We start from the raw sequence: 18,734 nt of genomic DNA, 5'->3' as shown, positions 1-18,734 counted from the left end.
TATTATTTTACAAGTTTTATATCAGTGATAACAGGTGTACCGCTTCCTGAACCAATAGCACCATTAAGTGTGATGGTATCTGAAGCACCCCAGTAACCGGACCATGCAGGATTGCTTACTCTGTAGCGGTTGTTTCCGAGACTTTCGCAATTACCGCTCCACATTGATGTGATTTCTCTTGAGAGAGTAAACTCGACCGTCCATCCTGATGTAAATATTTTAGAAGTGTTGTTTTTGAGTGAAATCGTAACGATTCCGCCACTTCCCCAGTCACTTTCAAGTTTTACTGAGCCGGTTATGTCATCAGAATCTGATGGAGCGACTGTCGGAGCAACTGTCGGAGCAACCGTCGGAGTAACTGTCGGAGCAACTGTCGGGGCAACCGTCGGAGCAACTGTTGGAGCAATCGTCGGAGCAATCGTCGGAGCAACAGTCGGAGCAACCGTCGGAGCTGCTGTCGGAGCAACAGTCGGAGCAACTGTCGGGGCAACTGTCGGGGCAACTGTCGGAGCAATCGTTGGAGCTGCTGTTGCTGAGTTGCCGTCAATATCAGATACAGTGAAGTTAATCTTTACATTGTTTAGTGTCTGATAGGATACATTGTTAAAGTATGCCTTATAATTTCCGTTTTCTACAGTGACATTATTTACATGTGTGTTTGCCCATACATTTATAAATGAGAAGTTAAATATCGGGCAGGTGAGTCCGTCATCAGAAGCTTTCTTTGATGTGTCATAGAGGAAAGTATCATTCTTCATTGAATATGCAGTACCGTTTACCTCTATTGATGAAACTTTTATAGTTGCTTTATTGAAAGCAGAAGCATCTTCATCACCTACATTTATGTCTCTTATGTAAAGTGAGCCTATGTTGCTTAACTGGCTCTGTGTTGCATCGAGACTGAGTGAGAATGTACCTCCTTTTGAATAAATATCAACATATTCGTCGCTGGCTACTGACTGCCAGTTTGCTGTTTCAAGGAGATAGAGCTTAGCTCGTACATAATTGGCTTTTGGCACTGTTACCTCACATGAAGCACTGTAGCCGAGAGGGACTGATGCCGTGATTTTGCAAGTGCCTGCATTTACTGCCGTAACCTGTCCTTTAGAATTGACAGTTGCAACTTCTTCATCACTTGATTTCCATGTAATCTTGTCTTTGCTGTCAGCAGGTGTGAGAGTTGCATTGAGCTGTTTTTTCTCATCACCGATATTTATTATCATTGAAGTCTGGTCAAGTTTTATGCCGGTGGCAGTTGCCGATGAGGAGTCACCGTAAATTTCCATGATTGCATTGATAACTGACTGCTGTGTAACTTTGTATGAATATCTGTCAAATAAGCCGAAACCATAATTTCCGTTGTAACCGTTGTCCCATGCAACAGGAATGATTCCGTACATATCTGAGTAATAACAGAATTTTTCGTAGTAGTCTGCACGGCAGGCAGCATTTTGCGAATCAAAGGCTGATTTGTCTATCGCACCAAATTCGCCGACTACTACCGGATAACCGTTTGCTACAAATTTTGTGTTCATTTTCTTTAACTGTGATGCCATATAGGATTCATCGCCCCAGCTTGCCACTTTGGAACTGTTTGTAGCTTTTTCGCCCCACTGTGTGCAGGTTGATGATTCTGTACCACAGAAATCCCATGGGTCATAATAATGTACGGAAACCATTATTCTTTTCTGGCCTGATGGAATTGAAGATGAAAGATATTTATCTGAAGGCATTTCAAATCCATAATTATCTGCCGTATAGTTGATATTTGTGTTCCAACCCGGAATAAGAAGCCATCTTTTATCGTTGTTGCCGCCTGATTTTCTGACTGTATCAACAAAAATCTGATTATAAGCATTTATATTTGCATATGCATTATAAGAAGGATTTCCATATGTACCGTCAAATTCTTCATTCATTGATTCAAATATAAGATGCTCGTCGTAGTTTTTAAATGTGTCGGCTATTTGCTCCCAGCAGGCTTTGTATTTTGCCTTAATCTTAGTCTGTTCACCATTTCCGCAGAGAAGCCAGCCGCCTGAAACAGTTGTATATCCGTCGCCGTGCATATTGACTATGGCATAGAGTCCGTTGTCAACACACATATCGACAACCTGTTTAACTCTGTCGAGCCAAGAGGAATCAATTTTATATCCGTTGCTGTCATCAATCATGCTAAGATATGACACTGGGATTCTGATTGACTTAAATCCTGCATCTTTTACCGCAAGGATAAGTTCCTCGTTAATCTTTGGATTGCCATAGGCTGTCTCATTTGGGGTTCCGTTTGAGGATGCTTCAAGCTGGTTCCCAAGATTCCAGCCTGCTCCCATTGCTTTGGTGATCTCTGTCTGATTAAGATTGTTGAATGATGATGCTGAAACAGTCTGCACATTCTTCTCCGGAATACAAACTGTTGTGGCGATCATGGCTGCTGATAATAATACAGCCATTACTTTTTTGCGAAGTCGCATAAATTTTCTCCTTTCATGTTAAGTGCTTGTTTTTCAATACAACATAATAATATCCTTTTTGTGAAATATTTGCAATTATTATTCACAGAATATTAAAGATTTCGTCACAATTACTATAATAAATGCTGGTTTAGCAAAAAAATACGGTTTAAATTTGTGCAATATCGCTATTTCGATTTACAAAAAGTTCAATTTATTTACAAAAATGTTAAAAATTCTATATATTGTTGCTTTCTGTTTTTTGTATTATAATAATGTGATGCAGGAGTCAAAAGCAGAAAATTGCGAAACTATCATAAATATTGATTAAATTGTGCGGATATAACAAATAGTATCACAATTAGCACAACATATAGTTAGTTTCGCAAACGCCTATTTAAAATAGATCTGAAAGGAGATATTTCCTAATGAAGAAAATAGTTTTAACCGGTGGTGGAACAGCCGGTCATGTCACACCCAATATCGCACTTATACCGGAGCTTAAAAAAGCGGGATATGAGATTTATTATATCGGTTCTTATGAGGGAATTGAGAAGAAACTTATAGAGAAACTGGGAATACCTTATTATGGGATTTCAAGCGGAAAACTTCGCAGATATATTGATCTTAAGAATATCAGCGACCCATTTAAGGTATTAAAAGGATTTGCACAGGCGAGGAAACTTCTTAAAAAGATTAAGCCTGATGTTGTATTTTCAAAGGGAGGATTTGTATCAGTTCCCGTTGTTGTTGCAGCAAAATCAAGAAAAATTCCATGTATAATACATGAGTCAGATATGACACCGGGACTTGCAAATAAGATATGTATTCCATGTGCAGTGAGAGTATGCACAAATTTCCCTGAGACACTAAAGCATCTTCCGGCGGAAAAAGCTGTACTTACGGGTTCGCCTATAAGGGAGGAACTTTTTAAGGGAGATAAAGAAAAAGGACTTAAATTTTGTGGATTTGATAATTCAAAACCGGTTATTCTTATAATAGGAGGAAGTCTTGGAGCAGTTGCCGTAAACAATGCGGTAAGAGGGATACTTCCGGAACTTTTGAAGAAATTTCAGGTAATACATCTCTGCGGAAAAGGAAAGAAAGATGACTCACTTGTAGGTACAAAAGGTTATGTGCAGTATGAGTACATAAGTGAGGAACTTCCTGACCTTATGGCGGCTTCTGATATAATGATTTCAAGAGCCGGGGCAAATGCCATATGTGAGATACTTGCACTTAAAAAGCCTAATATACTCATACCATTGTCTGCACAGGCAAGCCGCGGTGACCAGATATTAAATGCGGCATCATTTGAAAAACTTGGTTACAGTATAGTTATTCAGGAGGAGGAAGTTACCAATGAAAAACTTCTTGCCGCCGTAAATGAGGCATTTGACAATAAAGAAAAGTATATAGCTGCAATGAACAAGAGCCAGCTTAACAATTCAATAGAAAAGATAGTTGGTCTTATAAACAGTGCCGCTAAGTAATCATTGTTTGGCTGAAAATGGAATAGCGGTATAAAGTAAGAAATGCAAGACTGAACTGTTACTAGTAAGTAGAGTATTTTGCGAATATTATTGACTTTGAGTGGCACTGCCATGCAAAAGGACGGTATAGAATGGAGGATTGAAATGAGCAATGGTTCGATACCAAAAGACCCGGTGATGCTGCTTAGTTATGTGAATACGCAGCTTAGGGATTTTTACCCTGACATTGAAGAAATGTGCAAATCACTTGACATTGACAGGGAAGAACTTGAAAATAAACTTGCTGCCATCGATTATAAGTATGATGGCAGCATGAACAAGTTTGTTTAGAAAGTCATGGGGTTTCCGGTTACATCGCGTGACACCCACATTGACATTCCGGGACCGTGATTTCCGAATGGTCTTGTGTGGAAACCGAATTTTTCATAGAAACTTTCACGATGGTAGGCTGCCATAAGGCTTACCATTACGGTTTCCCCTGCCACTACATCTTTTTGTATGTAGTCAAGTTCACGGCGTATAAGTTCCGTACCTATGTGATGTCCCTGATAGTCCGGGTGTACGATTACATCTGTTATGAAATATGTATAGCCGCCGTCACTTACGATGCGTGCCATACCGACAGGTTTATTGTCACAGACTGCTACGCAGAGATAAAATGAGTTTTTAAGGGCAATTGCTGCCCTTTTTTCAGTTACATTTATCCAGTTTACTGATTTTCTGAGTGCATTATAATCTTCAACGCTTATATTGTTTACATATGTTATCTTAGTTTCTTTGTTCATAATGTTTGTTATCCTTTTTTGGTTTATATATAAATATTTGGCTGCTCTTTTTAAACATCAATTTTATAGACTTTCATTGTATTTGATTTTATGTTTGTATTTGCAAATCAATATTACAGACATTTCCGACTGTTACTTACAGCATCGTATGTTTAAAAAGCAGTCTTTTTGTTTCTTAATATATTTTACCACAAGTATAATGTTTTGGGTTAGTCTTATTTGATATTCTGTCATAAAAAGAAAATTTGGCAAACAATGAACAAGCTCGTTATATGCCGATACTCTTTTTATGCCTGAACAGTTGCTAAGATGTAATATTTTTTAATGCAGTTGAATAAAATATTATTGCATATGAATTATATATCAGCGGGGCAATTTTTACCCTGACAATAAAATTAGACATTTGCGAAACTATCATAATCTCAAAATTAACACAACATATAATTAGTTTTGCAATCATCTATGGCAATTAAATAAATTTAAGGAGATTTCTATGGAACTTAAAACCGCACAGATAACTTCAAATCAGATAGTTTGTCACAGTGATACACAGATTACATTGGAAAATGATATGAATGTTCCTGACAGCAAACCCGATATAGATAAGATAATTAAAATAGAGGGAAATATTTTATCTAATTCGGTTGTGGCACTTGACGGCAGGGCAGGCATAAAAGGAACCCTTGATTATTTTATTTTATATACGAGCAGTGACGATATTGTTCCAGTACATAATCTTTCCGGAAGTATAAATTTTGATGAGTCGGTAGGGCTTGATGAGGTTTCGGAGGGAGATGATATTGACTGTCATTTTGAGATTGATGACTGTCAGGCAAACCTTATAAATTCAAGAAAACTGAGCATAAATGCCATTATAGGGATACATTGCTGCAAGCCGGTGAACGATAATTATGAGGCAGTGTCATCACTTTCGGACTCTGAGGATATAGGAATGACGGAGTCGGAGGGATTATATTCAAAGTTAAAGAATGTAGCATATACACATCTTGTTATCAGCAAAAATGATATACATCGTATTTACGAGGAGATAAATCTGCCGAAAGCAAAACCGAATATTGATTCAATATTGTATTATAATATAAGACCTCTTAACATCCAGACTAAAGTTGTCGAGGATGGTGTAAGACTTATGGGGGATTTGAATATTTTTGTTTTATATACTCCTGAAAATGAGGAGCGGAGCCTTGAATATTTTGAGACAGAAGCGGCTTTTGACGAGATTATAAACTGTAATAACTGCAATGAGGATATGATTCCTGATATAGATGTGAGTGTCGGCAGCAGGGAGCTTTCAGGAAAGCCTGATGAGGATGGTGAAAACAGGATAATAAGTTTTGAGCTGACACTGAAATTGCAAATGAAGTTTTATGAGAATAAAGAAACTCAGATACTTGACGATGCTTATTCAACGGCAATGGAGCTTGAGCCGGTAAGAAAGACTATGTCACTAAACAGGCTTATTATGAAAAATCAGAGTGTTTTGAGACTTTCTGAGCAATTTAATATAGACAATCAGGATAAAATACTTCAAATATGCAATACAACGGGAAAGATAACGATTGATGAACAGCAGGTTGTAAAAGACGGGATACAGCTTGACGGCGTGATGCAGCTTGATGTTTTGTATATGACGGAAAATGATTCAAATCCTTTATCTATCGAAAAGGTGGTAATGCCGTTTCGTCATGTTATCGAGATTGATGGTCTTAGTCCTGAATGTTACTATGAATTGCAATTTGAGATAAACAACATAAATGTTATGATGCTTGACAGTTCGGAAATTGAGGTCAAGGCAAATATAACATTATGTGCCATTGCTTTTTCAAATTTTGAGGAGAATTATATTTTTGATGTAAATGTTGAACCACTTGATTTTGAGCGGCTTCATAAACTGCCTGGAATAGTAGGTTATTATGCAATAAAAGATACACCGGTGTGGGATATTGCGAAAAAATACCGCACGACCGTTGAGAGTATCAGCCAGCTAAATGATTTAAGTGGCGACATAGTCCATAAAGGGGAAAAACTGCTCCTTTTAAAAATGGTTGAGGGCATATAATTTGACATATTTAATTGCATAAATAATGTATATAGTGTAAAATAAATGCAGAAGCGAGTTAAGTTTTGAAATGGATTTAGCCCTGCTTCTGTATTTTTGTAGTTATTTTTCATTTACAGGTCTGATACGGAATGTCAGGACTTGTTAATGGCTAAGTAACTCTTGTGTCCTGAAAGGAGGATTTATGCGTATGAGATATGACATTATTATAGTCGGTGCAGGCCCTGGAGGTATTTTTGCATCATATGAATTGGTTAAGAAAAATCCTGAGATTAAGGTTGCCGTATTTGAGACAGGTCATTCACTTGAAAAGAGAGTCTGCCCTATTGACGGCGATAAGATAAAAAGCTGTATAAATTGTAAAAGCTGCTCTATAATGAACGGTTTTGGCGGGGCGGGTGCTTTTTCAGACGGTAAATATAATATAACAAATCAGTTTGGCGGTACTTTATATGAATATATAGGAAAAAATAAGGCGCTCGACCTTATGTATTATGTAGATGAGTTAAATCTTAAATATGGCGGTGAGGGTACAAAACTTTATTCGACAGCCAATACAGAAATAAAGAAACTTTGTGTTCAGAACGGTCTTCATCTTCTTGATGCGTCTGTACGCCATCTTGGAACGGATAAGAATTATGTTGTTCTCGAAAATCTTTATGCAGAACTTAAAGACAAAGTAGATTTCTATTTTGACACGCCTGTAGACAGTGTTTTACAGAATGGTGACGGTTATCTTATAAAGACGGCAAAAGGTGATTATCAGTGTGATAAATGTATCATATCAGCGGGAAGAAGCGGAAGTAAATGGATGGAAAAAGTCTGTTCAGAGCTTAATATTCCGACAAAATCAAACCGTGTTGATATTGGTGTCAGAGTTGAACTTCCGGCAGAAGTATTTTCACATCTCACGGATGAACTTTACGAGAGCAAGATAGTTTACAGAACAGCGAAATTTGAGGATCTTGTCCGTACATTCTGCATGAATCCTCATGGTGTTGTAGTAAATGAAAACACAAACGGAATAGTTACGGTAAACGGTCACAGTTATGAAGACCCAAGCAAACACACTGAAAATACAAACTTTGCACTTCTCGTTGCAAAACATTTTTCAGAGCCGTTCAGAGACAGCAACGGATATGGAGAGAGCATAGCAAAACTTTCAAATATGCTGGGCGGCGGTGTCTTAGTGCAGAGATTTGGTGACCTTATAAGAGGAAGACGAAGCAATGCAACTCGTATAGCTGAGGGATTTGTGACACCTACGCTTTCGGCAACTCCGGGTGATTTAAGCCTTGTAATGCCAAAGAGAATACTTGACGGCATTATAGAAATGATATATGCACTCGATAAGATAGCACCGGGAACAGCAAATGACGATACGCTTCTTTATGGTGTTGAAGTCAAGTTCTATAACATGGAAGTTGAGATAGATGAAAACCTTGAAACTCCGCTTAAAGGACTTTATGTTATCGGTGACTGCAGCGGTGTAACACATTCATTGTCACACGCATCGGCAAGTGGAGTTCATGTAGCAAGAGCGATTGCAAGAGCAAATAAATAAGCAATAAAAATGAAATGAGGAATAAAGATGGCAGAAAATTATTCATTTTTTTCAAATAAGAAATGCGAGTATTTTCCATGCCACAAAGTATCAGATGAGATAGCAGAAAAGGACTTTAATTGCCTTTTCTGCTATTGTCCTTTATATCTTAAAGAAAAGTGTCCCGGAAATCCTGTTTACTTTGTGACGGCAAATGGAGAAAAAATAAAAGACTGTTCAAAATGTACTTTTCCACACAGGGCGGCAAATTATGAAGAGGTGCTTAAGTGCCTTATGTCAAAAGATGAAATTCTTGAAGTGGATATAAGTGAGCTGATTGTGGATATGGAGACGGAAATAGAACATTCATGTGGATTTGAGTCAATGGATGCGGAGATGAAAAGACAGCATAAGGAGATAATAAATGCAGCTTATGATAAATTTTTCAGTGATAAAAAAGTAAAAGTCATTCTTAAACAGATTGACGAAAGTGTGGTGACAACCGCTGGATTTGTATTTGGAGAGCAGACAATAGAATGTAACGCACTGGAAAAAATGAATGTGGCGTACGGCGACATAGACAGTGCTTATCTGTACGCATTTGGAATAAAGGATATTGATGAAAAAGTGTTGGAAGAAAGTTCACTTCTTGAAAAATATTATGTCGAATGTCTGATGATAGCGGCAACAGATGTGTTGAGAGACTGGATTAGAAGTTATATAGAAAGAAAGCACAGCGTAAGGCATAAAAAATATGTGACGGATTCATTTGGACCGGGATTTTATGGGATGGATATATCAGCGGTGCCAAAACTTGTGAAAATAACGGGGGCAGAGAAAGCGGGTGTGTCAGTTGATAAAAGCGGAAATATGCACCCGGCAAAAAGTTGTGTTGGGATTTATCTTGTGACGAAGAAAGAGTATGGGGAGAGGATAAAGGATTGTGCATTTTGCGTGGGAAACAAAGGTGGATGTGCGGTATGCAGGGGAAGATAGGGGGAATTGTTTTTGGCAGAATAAGTTATCTTACAATGCAAATGAGTATAAAACATATCTTCTTGGTCTGGTTTTTTATAAATATTTATCAGATTCGTATTTGTCAAAGGCATATGATTTGATGAACGATGAGAAGCCGGACAGCCTTGAAGAAGCACAAGAAAAGTATTTAGCACATTATTTTGAAAGGCTCTTAAAGGTTTTATGCCTGATTGGATTGGGGAGTTTTATGCCTATTATCAGTGGTATTATAATGTGTCAAGTGTGGAAACGATAAAAAAAGTTCCATTGAGTTTTTTGAAAAAAGCTTATTATGGATTACACGATTTGGAACTTGAATTGGCAGTACAGAAAGTGAGGTAAAATCATGGAGATAATTTGTTTTCACAATCCTGATGAGGAAAATGGTTATTTAAGTAATTGGTTTCATTCAGATTTTTCTGTTGGTGAAATTGAATTTTCATCGATGGAGCAGTACATGATGTATAAAAAAGCTGTTTGTTTTTCTGACAAAAAAATAGCAGAAGAAATTCTTTCAATAAATGATGTTGCAGAAATTAAAAGATTAGGACGGCAGATTTCAAATTATAATGATAATATTTGGAATGGAAAGAGACAGATTATTGTGTACGAGGGACTTTTGGCAAAATTTTCTCAGAATTATTCACTTAAAAAGGTGTTAAAAAACACAGGTGATGCAATGCTTGCGGAATGTGCCGTGAGAGATAAAATATGGGGTATAGGATTGTCTATGAGTGACCCAAAAAGATTAAACATTGACGAGTGGAGAGGTCAAAATCTGCTAGGATATGCACTGATGCAGGTTAGGGAGAAATTATAGTAGAATGAAAAGCAGGAAACTCTTAATTTATATTAGAGGATAAATGTTTTCATGGAGAGGAGCATTTTTATGACTGAAAAAATTGGAATAGGAATACAGGAATTTGATGAAATCAGGGAGGGTAAATGTTTTTATATAGATAAGACATATTTTATTCGTGAATGGTGGGAGAGCAAAGATAAGGCAACGCTTATTGCCCGTCCGAGACGATTTGGGAAAACTCTTAATATGAGTATGCTTAAACAGTTTTTTTCGGTAGATTATGAAGGTAGAGAAGATTTATTTGAGGGACTTTCAATATGGGAGGAAAAAGAGTACAGGCAGCTGCAGGGAACATATCCTGTGATTAGTCTGTCATTTGCGAATATTAAAGAAAAAAATTTTCCGATGACAAGAAAGAAAATATGTCAACTGATTACAAAACTTTATGAAGAATATTCATTTCTTTTGTTTACCGGTTTGCTGGGCGAGGCGGATAAAAGATATTTTAGGCGGGTCTCGGAAAATATGGATGACAGTGATGCTTCTTTGTCTTTGTATCAGTTATCAGACTACTTGTATCGTTATTATGGTAAAAAAGTAATAATTCTTCTTGATGAATATGATACGCCTATGCAGGAGGCATATGTAAATGGATTTTGGGATGAGTTGGCTTCATTTACAAGAAGTCTGTTTAATTCTACATTTAAAACTAATCCATATCTTGAAAGAGCGATAATGACAGGAATAACAAGAGTGAGTAAGGAGTCGGTTTTTTCTGATTTAAACAATCTTGAGGTGGTTACAACAACATCAAACAAATATATGACGGCTTTTGGTTTTACTGAGGAAGAAGTATTTAATTCGCTTGAGAAATTTGGATATGGGGATAAAAAAGAAGAAATTAAAAAATGGTATGATGGGTTTGTGTTTGGAAAAATAACAGATATTTATAATCCGTGGTCTATTTTAAACTTTCTGGATAAAGGAAAGATAGATACATATTGGGCAAATACCAGTAGTAATGGATTGGTAAGTAAACTTGTAAGAGAAGGAGATGCATATTTAAAATCCGTTTTTGAAGAATTGTTAAAAGGCAAAAACATATTGTGTCCTATTGATGAGCAGATAGTATATAATCAACTGGATGATGATTCGGAAGCAGTCTGGAGTCTTTTGCTAGCAAGTGGTTATTTGAAAGTAGTTTCTATTGAAAAAAAAGTAGTTGGAAAGAGACAACTGTATGAACTTTCACTGACAAATATGGAAGTCCTGGATATGTTTTATGATATGGTGAGAGGTTGGTTCAAAAAGTCAGCAGGAAACTATAATGCGTTTGTAAAAGCATTGTTAATTAATGATGTTGAAGCAATGAATGAGTATATGAATGTGATTTCTGAGGAAATATTCAGCAATTTTGATGTTGGAACAAAACCTTCAAAACTACAGCCGGAGAGATTAGTCTCATGCTACGACTGTAATGGAGTAGCTAATGGCTCAAGTTTGAACGATAGTTCAAACTTGTATGCGATGACTAGCAAGTCATCGCGTTTTTACCATGGGTTTGTATTGGGGCTGCTTGTTGATTTGGCAGAGGACTATATTGTGACTTCAAATCGTGAGAGTGGTTTTGGGCGGTATGATGTAATGATAGAGCCAAAAGATAGGAGTAAAGAGGCTTTTATTTTGGAGTTTAAGGTCTATAATCCAAGAAAGGAAGACTCTCTGGAAGAAACTGTAGAAAATGCTCTTATACAGATTGAAGAAAAGCAGTATGAGACAAATCTGAGTGCAAAAGGAATACCAATAGATAATATTAAAAAGTATGGTTTCGCATTTAAGGGCAAAAAGGTTCTGATAGGGTGCAGGGGTTAAATAAGGATGAGATACTTTAACTTGGGAACAGCGTAAGTTGAATGAGGTTGCAGAGTTTAATCCAAAATCAGATCTTCCAGAGTCGTTTGAGTATGTTGATTTAGAATCTGTTGTAGGAACAGAAATGGTATCCCATAGAACAGAGACAAAAGAAACAGCACCTTCGAGAGCTCAGCGATTAGCATAGACAGGTGATGTGTTTTTTCAGACTGTAAGACCGTATCAGAGAAATAATTATTTGTTTACAAAGCCTGATAATAACTATGTTTTCTTTACTGGGTATGCGCATATGAGACCTAAAATAGATGCAGAGTTTCTTATGTGTTTTTTGCAAACAGACAGTTTTGTAAGGGTTGTTTTGGATAATTGTACAGGTACCAGTTATCCGGCAATAAACTCAAATGACCTTTCAAATTTGGAGATTGATCTGCCAACTTCAGAGGATGAGCAAAGAAGAATTGGGTGTTTTATCACTAACCTCGACCACCTCATCACTCTTCATCAGCGTAAGTGCAAAAGTTGTAAAAAGTATTATAAATGCACCAGAAAATTAAAATGATTGGTGTCTTATTGAAGAAAAATTTATATTTGTTATAATAAATATAAGAGTAACAGACGATAAATTTTATTTGTAAAGGTTGTATCTATTATGTTGGCTATGTATGATGAAAAAGAAATATTGCGTGAGTATATTGAGTATGAAAAATATCATGCAGCAAAAGAAGCAGCAAAAGAAGCAGCAAAAGAAAATGCAATAAAAATGATAAAAGCAGGGAAGTTATCAATAGAGGATATACCACAGTTTTTTACAAGTCTGACACCGGAAGATATAAAAGAAATAGAAAATGAGTTGATGCAGACATTGTAGAGAATGGTATAAAATTAAGGAGAGGTGATGTTTTGGAGAATAAAAATACGATAATGGATAGGTTAAACGAAACAGATATAGCAAAATATACGATTAAAGACAGTGTCTTTACAAATCTGTTTCAGGACAAAAAGTATCTGATACAATTATATAAGACAATACATCCGGAGGATAAGGATGTAACTGAAGCTGAATTAAAGGATATAACAATTCATAATATATTAACGGATGATATTTACAATGATTTGGGATTTCTGGTAGGAGACCGGCTTGTTATATTAGTGGAAGCACAATCAACATGGACAGAAAATATCGTGATAAGAAGTTTGATATACTTAATGACAACATATCAGGATTATTTTAAAAGAACAAAGCAAAATCTTTATGCAAGCCGAAAAATAAAGATGCCAAAGCCTGAATTATATGTGATTTATACAGGAGAAAGAAAAGACCATCCTGAATATATCAGCTTATCAGATGCGTTTTTCGGAGGACATACCGGATTTATTGATGCAAAAGTTAAGGTATTATATGGAACGGATGAAGATGATATTATAAGCCAATATGTGACATTTACAAAGGTTTATAATGAGCAGATGAAACAGTATGGAAGAACAAGGGAAACAATCATGGAGACAATTCGCATTTGCAAGGATAAAAATGTATTAAGAGAATATTTGCAAAGCAGGGAAAAGGAGGTTGTATCTATTATGTTGGCTATGTATGATGAAAAAGAAATATTGCGTGAGTATATTGAGTATGAAAAATATCATGCAGCAAAAGAGGCAGCAGAAGAAGCAGCAAAAAAAGCAGCACAAGAGGCAACAAAAAAAGCAACAAAAGAAAATGCAGTAAAAATGATAAAAGCAGGGAAGTTATCAATAGAGGATATACCTCAGTTTTTTACAAGTCTGACACCAGAGGATATAAAAGAAATAGAAAATGAGTTGATGCAGACATTGTAGAGAGTGGTATGAAATTAAGGAGAGGTGATGTTTTGGAGAATAAAAATACGATAATGGATAGGTTAAACGAAACGGATATAGCAAAATATACGATTAAAGACAGTGTCTTTACAAATCTGTTTCAGGACAAAAAGTACAGAGTATAGTCCTATCACAATGCTTGTTATGATGGAGTCTATCCAGCAGAGAATTGTGGAGAATGGAAAGAGGGGTAAGGCAACTTGGCTCTATATTGACGAATTCCATGTCTTGCTTAATTCCGAGTATTCAGCTAAGTATTTACAGCAGCTTTGGAAGAAAGTAAGAAAACAAGGTGGACTTTGCACAGGCATCACGCAGAATGTCGAGGATCTTCTCCAGAACTACACTGCAACTACAATGCTGGCAAACAGTGAGTTTGTGGTACTTCTTAAGCAGGCAAATACTGATAGTTTCAAAATGGCAGAGGTTATTGGAGTGTCAGATGCACAGCTCCGCTTCGTAACAAACAGCCAGTCTGGTATGGGACTGTTAAAGTGTGGTAATGTGGTTATTCCGTTTGATAATCAGATTGGAAAGGATACGAGCCTTTATAAGCTGTATAATACCAACATCCATGAGAAGATTGCGGAACAGAGGGTTAAAAAAATAGCTGTGAAATAAGCAACTGGTTTTCTTAATGAAGTACTATGTATTTTATGGTACAATATCGTCTGTGAGGTAAACTGTACTTTACAGACGATATTCACATTATTAGAAATAAATATTTATGGTGAGAGAAAAATGAAAACATATAGCGAAATATTTGATATGAATAGATATCCAAAATTTGACGAAAAACATCGACCAAAGGATACAGCCCCCTGTGTTTGTTTATCAGGAAAGATGTACAAAGAATGTTGTAAAGATGAGATTGAAGAAAGTAAATGTAACAAAGAAAATAGTGGAATTAATTATGAACTAGAATGTTTATATGGAAGAAAATATTCAAAACTAACTAGTAGAAAAGTTTATAAAAAAGATATTGTAAAAAAGAATTTTTCATATTGTTTAGCATGTAATATTTATGGAAATTGTTCTAAAGATAATATCAGATATTCTCATACTCTTTCTAAAGGAGTTGTTTTGAAAAATTTATGTAATGGAGATAATAATTATGTGAAACAAATAGATGATTATGTAATGATTAATGATACAAATAAGGGTTATGATGAAAGGTTTAATGATGTTGATAAAGCAAGTATAACAGTTTCATTTTGTAAAACGCATGATGAATTGTTGTTTGAAGACATTGAAAAGGATGGGTGTAAAGAATACACTCAGACAGAAATTCAAAATCTTGAATATGCATTAAAGGCAATTACGTTTGAAATATATGATATTGCATTTGAAATAGACTATTTGGCTGAATTAGTTAAAGAAAATGTAGATGTTGTATATGATAGTCCGAATTATTCTCGTTATTTTGAAGACTATGAAATTAAATTAAGTTTAATGGAACCATATTTAGAATTAGCTAATAGATTGATTTATGATATTAAGCAGATGAAAGAATCTGGAGTATCTTCAAAGATAGTAACAAAGTACATTTCATTAAAATATAATAGAGTTGAATATTCATTATCAGAGATTATTGATGGGTGTTTAGTTAATGTAATAAACGCATCTAAACCATATATTATTATTTCGTTTTATCCTGATAAAAAATATGGTGATCAAGAAATATGTGAATTGGTTGAGAATTATTTAAAAAAACCCGAAAGAAAAAATTTAAAACGTATAACAGAACACATTATCTCAAATTCAAAAAATATTTATTTTAATAAAAAGACAATAGAGCATCTTAATAAAAAGGCACTTAGTAATCTCTATTGGGCGCATCGAAATGGAATTGGGGATAATAGGGTTAGTAACAATTTTGGTGATATTATGATGAAGGTGTTCTATAAATAATAATTACTTTAGATATCCAAATTAAGATTTGATATTGAATCAATTGTTTATTTATGGGGGGTGTTGTGCTAAACTATAGTTGTAACACATCGACCTAATAAGATATAATCTTAGGAGGAAACGAGGTATGTTACAGATGAACCAACATTATGAACCAGAATTCAAGAAGAAGATTGTCCGCCTTCATCTTGAGGAGGGACGCTCCCTGAAAGGACTTGCAGCTGAATACGGAGTATCCAAAGCAAGTATATCCAACTGGACAAAACAATTTCGTGAAGAATGCCAGATAAATGAAGAAGCCCAAGCCGATTATGATTTCATGAAGGAGAACCTTAAACTGAAAAGACAGCTTGCAGAACTCCAAAAGGAAAATGACTTCTTAAAATAAAGCCATAGCCACCAAAGGTGGCATTGCATTCTTTGCGAAGGAAATCGATTAGAGGCTTATCGATTCATTCAGAAATTCAACAATAAATTTGGACTTAGATGGCTCATCAGAAAGTTTAATATATGTTCAAATGCTTATTATAATTATCTTAAAAATCGAAAGGCTGATTATTATCGTCGAAAAAATGAGATAAAAAACTCTATTCGAGAAATCTATCACTCTCATGGCGGAGTGGATGGGTACAGAACCGTGCATGCTTATCTTATTCGTAAAGGGTACGATATCAGTTGTTTAACGGTTCACAAATATATGAATACTGAAATGCAGCTGTTTTCAATATCCAGAAAAAAGAAACCGGCGTGTGAACATGGTATTGCTTACAAGGTTTATGAAAACAAGCTGAATCAGGATTTTCATGCAAATGCAATAAATCAAAAATGGTGTACTGAGTTTACCTATCTATTTTTAACAGATGGTAGCAAGCGTTATAATTGCACTATTATTGATCTTCATGACCGAAGTGTTATCGTTAAAGAAAAAGGAGAACAAAATAATGCATATACTTGAATGGAATATAAATCAAGCCACAAACATATCGAATAAAAATTTAATTCCAGGATTTGTTGTTGATGAAGTTATTAAGAATAATCCAGATATATTTATATTTACTGAATTTGCAAAAACAAGAAATTATATAGATGTTGAAAGTAAACTTAAAAAAAATGGGTTTGATTGTGCGGTTACAAATAATGATGCTTGCAAACAAAATGATGTTTTGATTGCATGGAAAGATGATAAATTTGGGATAGATAGAGACAAGATTGAAAAACCTCTAGCAATTGATGATATGCCTGAAGTTTTAATTGTTCCACTAAATTGGATGGGCATAAAATTTATAGTTGCTGGATTAAGAATTAAATTATTTAACAATGATTATTTGAAGAGAAAAAAACAATTAGAAAATGTGATGGATTTAATTGGTAAACAATTTTCTGATTACAAATATTGTATTATTGGTGGTGATTTTAACAATAATAAGTCTGATTATAAAAATTGTCAGTGGAGAGATAAATGGAGCTTAGGTGTAATAGATTCCATAGCAAAAAATAATAATTGCATTAGAAAGACACCTGATTCTAGCGACGGGTCGAGCATATACAAAAAAAATAATTATATTTTATTTCAAGAAGATCATTTTCTTGTCTCTAAAGGAATTGAAGTAAATGATGTTCATTATTGTAGAAATTTTGCAAAATGTAATTCTGATATCTATCTACATGGGGAGGATTTTCAAGTATATAATTCGCAAATAAGAACTGTTACTTGGACAATTCCGTTTGGTTCAGGAGTACCAGATCATGCTATGTTAATAGCGGATTTTGAAATGTTAGAAAATTAAGAAAAAAGATGAACAAAAGCAACAAGAATAGTTATGTATAGAATTGTATGTGTTAATAGTATCTGAATATGTAATGGAGAATATTTACATAAGCCATTTGGACTAACCATCCGGATGGCTATTTTTTTACCCTTTTTTGGGTAATGGATGTAGAAAGAAGGTAAGAAAATTGAAAATCAAAAAGGTCGATGACAAGCCTATGGTGATTCATACCGAGAAGAAAGCAAAGCTTCATACTCATGAACCAAAGAAAGCTTCCATCAAGGCTTCCAACATCTATACGGTTGACCGCAGTCCGAAGATTAAAGGGTCGAAGATTACAACTACTGAAAACAAGAAGTTTCGTAGGAGTACGATTCATCCGGTTGATAATGCAAAGAAGGGAATGTTCAGGCAGTACCGGGCAGCAATAAAGGAATCCAAGCAGTCAATTAAGACAAAGAACTCTTCCATTACGGTTAAAAATCCAATATCGCCAAAGCTTAAGTTTAATAAGACGATTATTAAGGAGTTTAGTGACGATTTGATGGACAAAATTTTTCCGTTATAATCCCAGGTTTTAGATATCGAAAGTATCTGGTGTGCCAAATCAAAATCTTTCGGAGTAAGTGCAAGTGCTTCTGAAAAACGCATTCCGGTCTTTGCAACTAAAAGGATAAACCAGTCCCAGTTTATTTCAAGACCAAGTTCTAAATGAGCAAGCAGTTTCTGAAGTTCAAACTGGTTGAGATATTTAGTTTTCTTTTCGGATGGCTGTTTGCCTTTTATGATTGCTTTTCTTGTGGGGTCTCTGCTTATAAGACCTTCATCTACGGCATCAAGAATCGCACATTTTACATGATGATGAAAATCCATTGTTGTCTGGTGTTCATGAAATTCAGCATAGCTGTTAAGAAGCTGCTGGTAAATTGTCCGTGTAAATTCAGATACTTTTAATGTTGGAACCAGTTTTTCGAGCCATATATGTGTCATAATGTATTTTTTCATTGTAACAGGTCGTATTGCTCCTTCTTTATAAGTATCAATCCATTGTTTATAGTAGTCACAAAATAAAAGGTCATCTGTATTTGTTATTATTTGCATAGAAATTCCTCCCTAGTATAATAATGATGTAGTCAAACAAGACTACTTGGTTAA

At 35.3% G+C, this 18,734-nt stretch carries 15 protein-coding genes and 3 pseudogenes; 15 read left to right on the top strand and 3 right to left on the bottom strand.

The features are described 5' to 3' along the window. Positions 1–2: 2 nt before the first annotated feature. Entirely contained in the window at positions 3–2,474 is a 2,472-nt protein-coding gene (locus DWZ63_RS15610) for a cellulase family glycosylhydrolase (protein ID WP_182431435.1), read from the bottom strand. Between the two features lie 407 nt (positions 2,475–2,881). Between DWZ63_RS15610 and DWZ63_RS03290 the strand changes: the two genes are divergently transcribed. Continuing rightward, positions 2,882–3,946 carry an undecaprenyldiphospho-muramoylpentapeptide beta-N-acetylglucosaminyltransferase gene (locus DWZ63_RS03290; protein WP_118498738.1) on the top strand — a complete coding sequence of 355 codons (1,065 nt, stop codon included), beginning with the start codon at positions 2,882–2,884 and terminating at the stop codon, positions 3,944–3,946. A gap of 144 nt (positions 3,947–4,090) precedes the next feature. Then, entirely contained in the window at positions 4,091–4,276 is a 186-nt protein-coding gene (locus DWZ63_RS03285) for a DUF4250 domain-containing protein (RefSeq protein ID WP_022013654.1), read from the top strand. On the opposite strand, the gene DWZ63_RS03280 is transcribed toward DWZ63_RS03285, so the two are convergent. Beyond that, positions 4,273–4,731 carry a GNAT family N-acetyltransferase gene (locus tag DWZ63_RS03280; protein ID WP_022013653.1) on the bottom strand — a complete coding sequence of 153 codons (459 nt, stop codon included), beginning with the start codon at positions 4,729–4,731 and terminating at the stop codon, positions 4,273–4,275. The genes DWZ63_RS03285 and DWZ63_RS03280 overlap by 4 nt on opposite strands. 493 nt (positions 4,732–5,224) lie before the next feature. Between DWZ63_RS03280 and DWZ63_RS03275 the strand changes: the two genes are divergently transcribed. The 13 genes and pseudogenes from DWZ63_RS03275 (at position 5,225) to DWZ63_RS03215 (ending at position 17,597) form a co-directional block, all read left to right on the top strand. Next, positions 5,225–6,811, top strand: coding sequence for an SPOCS domain-containing protein (locus tag DWZ63_RS03275; RefSeq protein ID WP_118498737.1), 1,587 nt, complete (start codon positions 5,225–5,227; stop codon positions 6,809–6,811). Between the two features lie 190 nt (positions 6,812–7,001). Further along, complete coding sequence (locus tag DWZ63_RS03270; RefSeq protein WP_055944973.1) at positions 7,002–8,375, top strand: NAD(P)/FAD-dependent oxidoreductase; 1,374 nt, start codon at positions 7,002–7,004, stop codon at positions 8,373–8,375. Positions 8,376–8,402: 27 nt separating this feature from the next. Further along, positions 8,403–9,350: a cysteine-rich small domain-containing protein gene (locus tag DWZ63_RS16195; RefSeq protein WP_082440764.1), complete on the top strand. Its 948-nt coding sequence runs from the start codon at positions 8,403–8,405 to the stop codon at positions 9,348–9,350. Then, positions 9,298–9,627: a type I restriction-modification system subunit M N-terminal domain-containing protein gene (locus DWZ63_RS16190; protein WP_347474820.1), complete on the top strand. Its 330-nt coding sequence runs from the start codon at positions 9,298–9,300 to the stop codon at positions 9,625–9,627. The genes DWZ63_RS16195 and DWZ63_RS16190 overlap by 53 nt, the downstream gene beginning before the upstream one ends. 90 nt (positions 9,628–9,717) lie before the next feature. Beyond that, positions 9,718–10,191, top strand: coding sequence for an NADAR family protein (locus tag DWZ63_RS03255; RefSeq protein ID WP_055944970.1), 474 nt, complete (start codon positions 9,718–9,720; stop codon positions 10,189–10,191). Between the two features lie 69 nt (positions 10,192–10,260). After that, complete coding sequence (locus tag DWZ63_RS03250; protein ID WP_118498735.1) at positions 10,261–12,045, top strand: AAA family ATPase; 1,785 nt, start codon at positions 10,261–10,263, stop codon at positions 12,043–12,045. 649 nt (positions 12,046–12,694) lie between these two features. Next, positions 12,695–12,913 (top strand): hypothetical protein, encoded by a 219-nt coding sequence (locus DWZ63_RS03240; protein ID WP_118498733.1) that lies wholly within the window; start codon positions 12,695–12,697, stop codon positions 12,911–12,913. Positions 12,914–12,945: 32 nt separating this feature from the next. Continuing rightward, positions 12,946–13,878, top strand: a complete 933-nt coding sequence (locus tag DWZ63_RS03235; protein WP_243020472.1) for a hypothetical protein — start codon at positions 12,946–12,948, stop codon at positions 13,876–13,878. An 8-nt stretch (positions 13,879–13,886) separates the two neighbouring features. Continuing rightward, positions 13,887–14,024, top strand: a complete 138-nt coding sequence (locus DWZ63_RS15605; RefSeq protein ID WP_156335822.1) for a hypothetical protein — start codon at positions 13,887–13,889, stop codon at positions 14,022–14,024. Beyond that, a pseudogene (locus DWZ63_RS03230) lies at positions 14,014–14,520 on the top strand (hypothetical protein); the annotation flags it as partial. The gene DWZ63_RS15605 and the pseudogene DWZ63_RS03230, both read left to right, overlap by 11 nt. A 120-nt stretch (positions 14,521–14,640) precedes the next feature. Continuing rightward, positions 14,641–15,810, top strand: a complete 1,170-nt coding sequence (locus DWZ63_RS03225) for a hypothetical protein (protein WP_055944959.1) — start codon at positions 14,641–14,643, stop codon at positions 15,808–15,810. A gap of 127 nt (positions 15,811–15,937) precedes the next feature. After that, a pseudogene (locus tag DWZ63_RS03220) lies at positions 15,938–16,726 on the top strand (IS3 family transposase); the annotation flags it as partial. A gap of 25 nt (positions 16,727–16,751) precedes the next feature. Beyond that, positions 16,752–17,597, top strand: a complete 846-nt coding sequence (locus DWZ63_RS03215; RefSeq protein WP_055944956.1) for an endonuclease/exonuclease/phosphatase family protein — start codon at positions 16,752–16,754, stop codon at positions 17,595–17,597. A 540-nt stretch (positions 17,598–18,137) separates the two neighbouring features. On the opposite strand, the pseudogene DWZ63_RS03210 reads toward DWZ63_RS03215, so the two are convergent. Then, positions 18,138–18,680: pseudogene (locus DWZ63_RS03210) on the bottom strand (site-specific integrase); the annotation flags it as partial. Between the last annotated feature and the right edge of the window lie 54 nt (positions 18,681–18,734).

The sequence above is a fragment of the Clostridium sp. AF34-13 genome (assembly GCF_003477845.1).
Lineage (GTDB): Bacteria > Bacillota > Clostridia > Lachnospirales > Lachnospiraceae > Butyribacter > Butyribacter intestini.
This window is presented reverse-complemented; position numbering and strand designations above follow the sequence as displayed.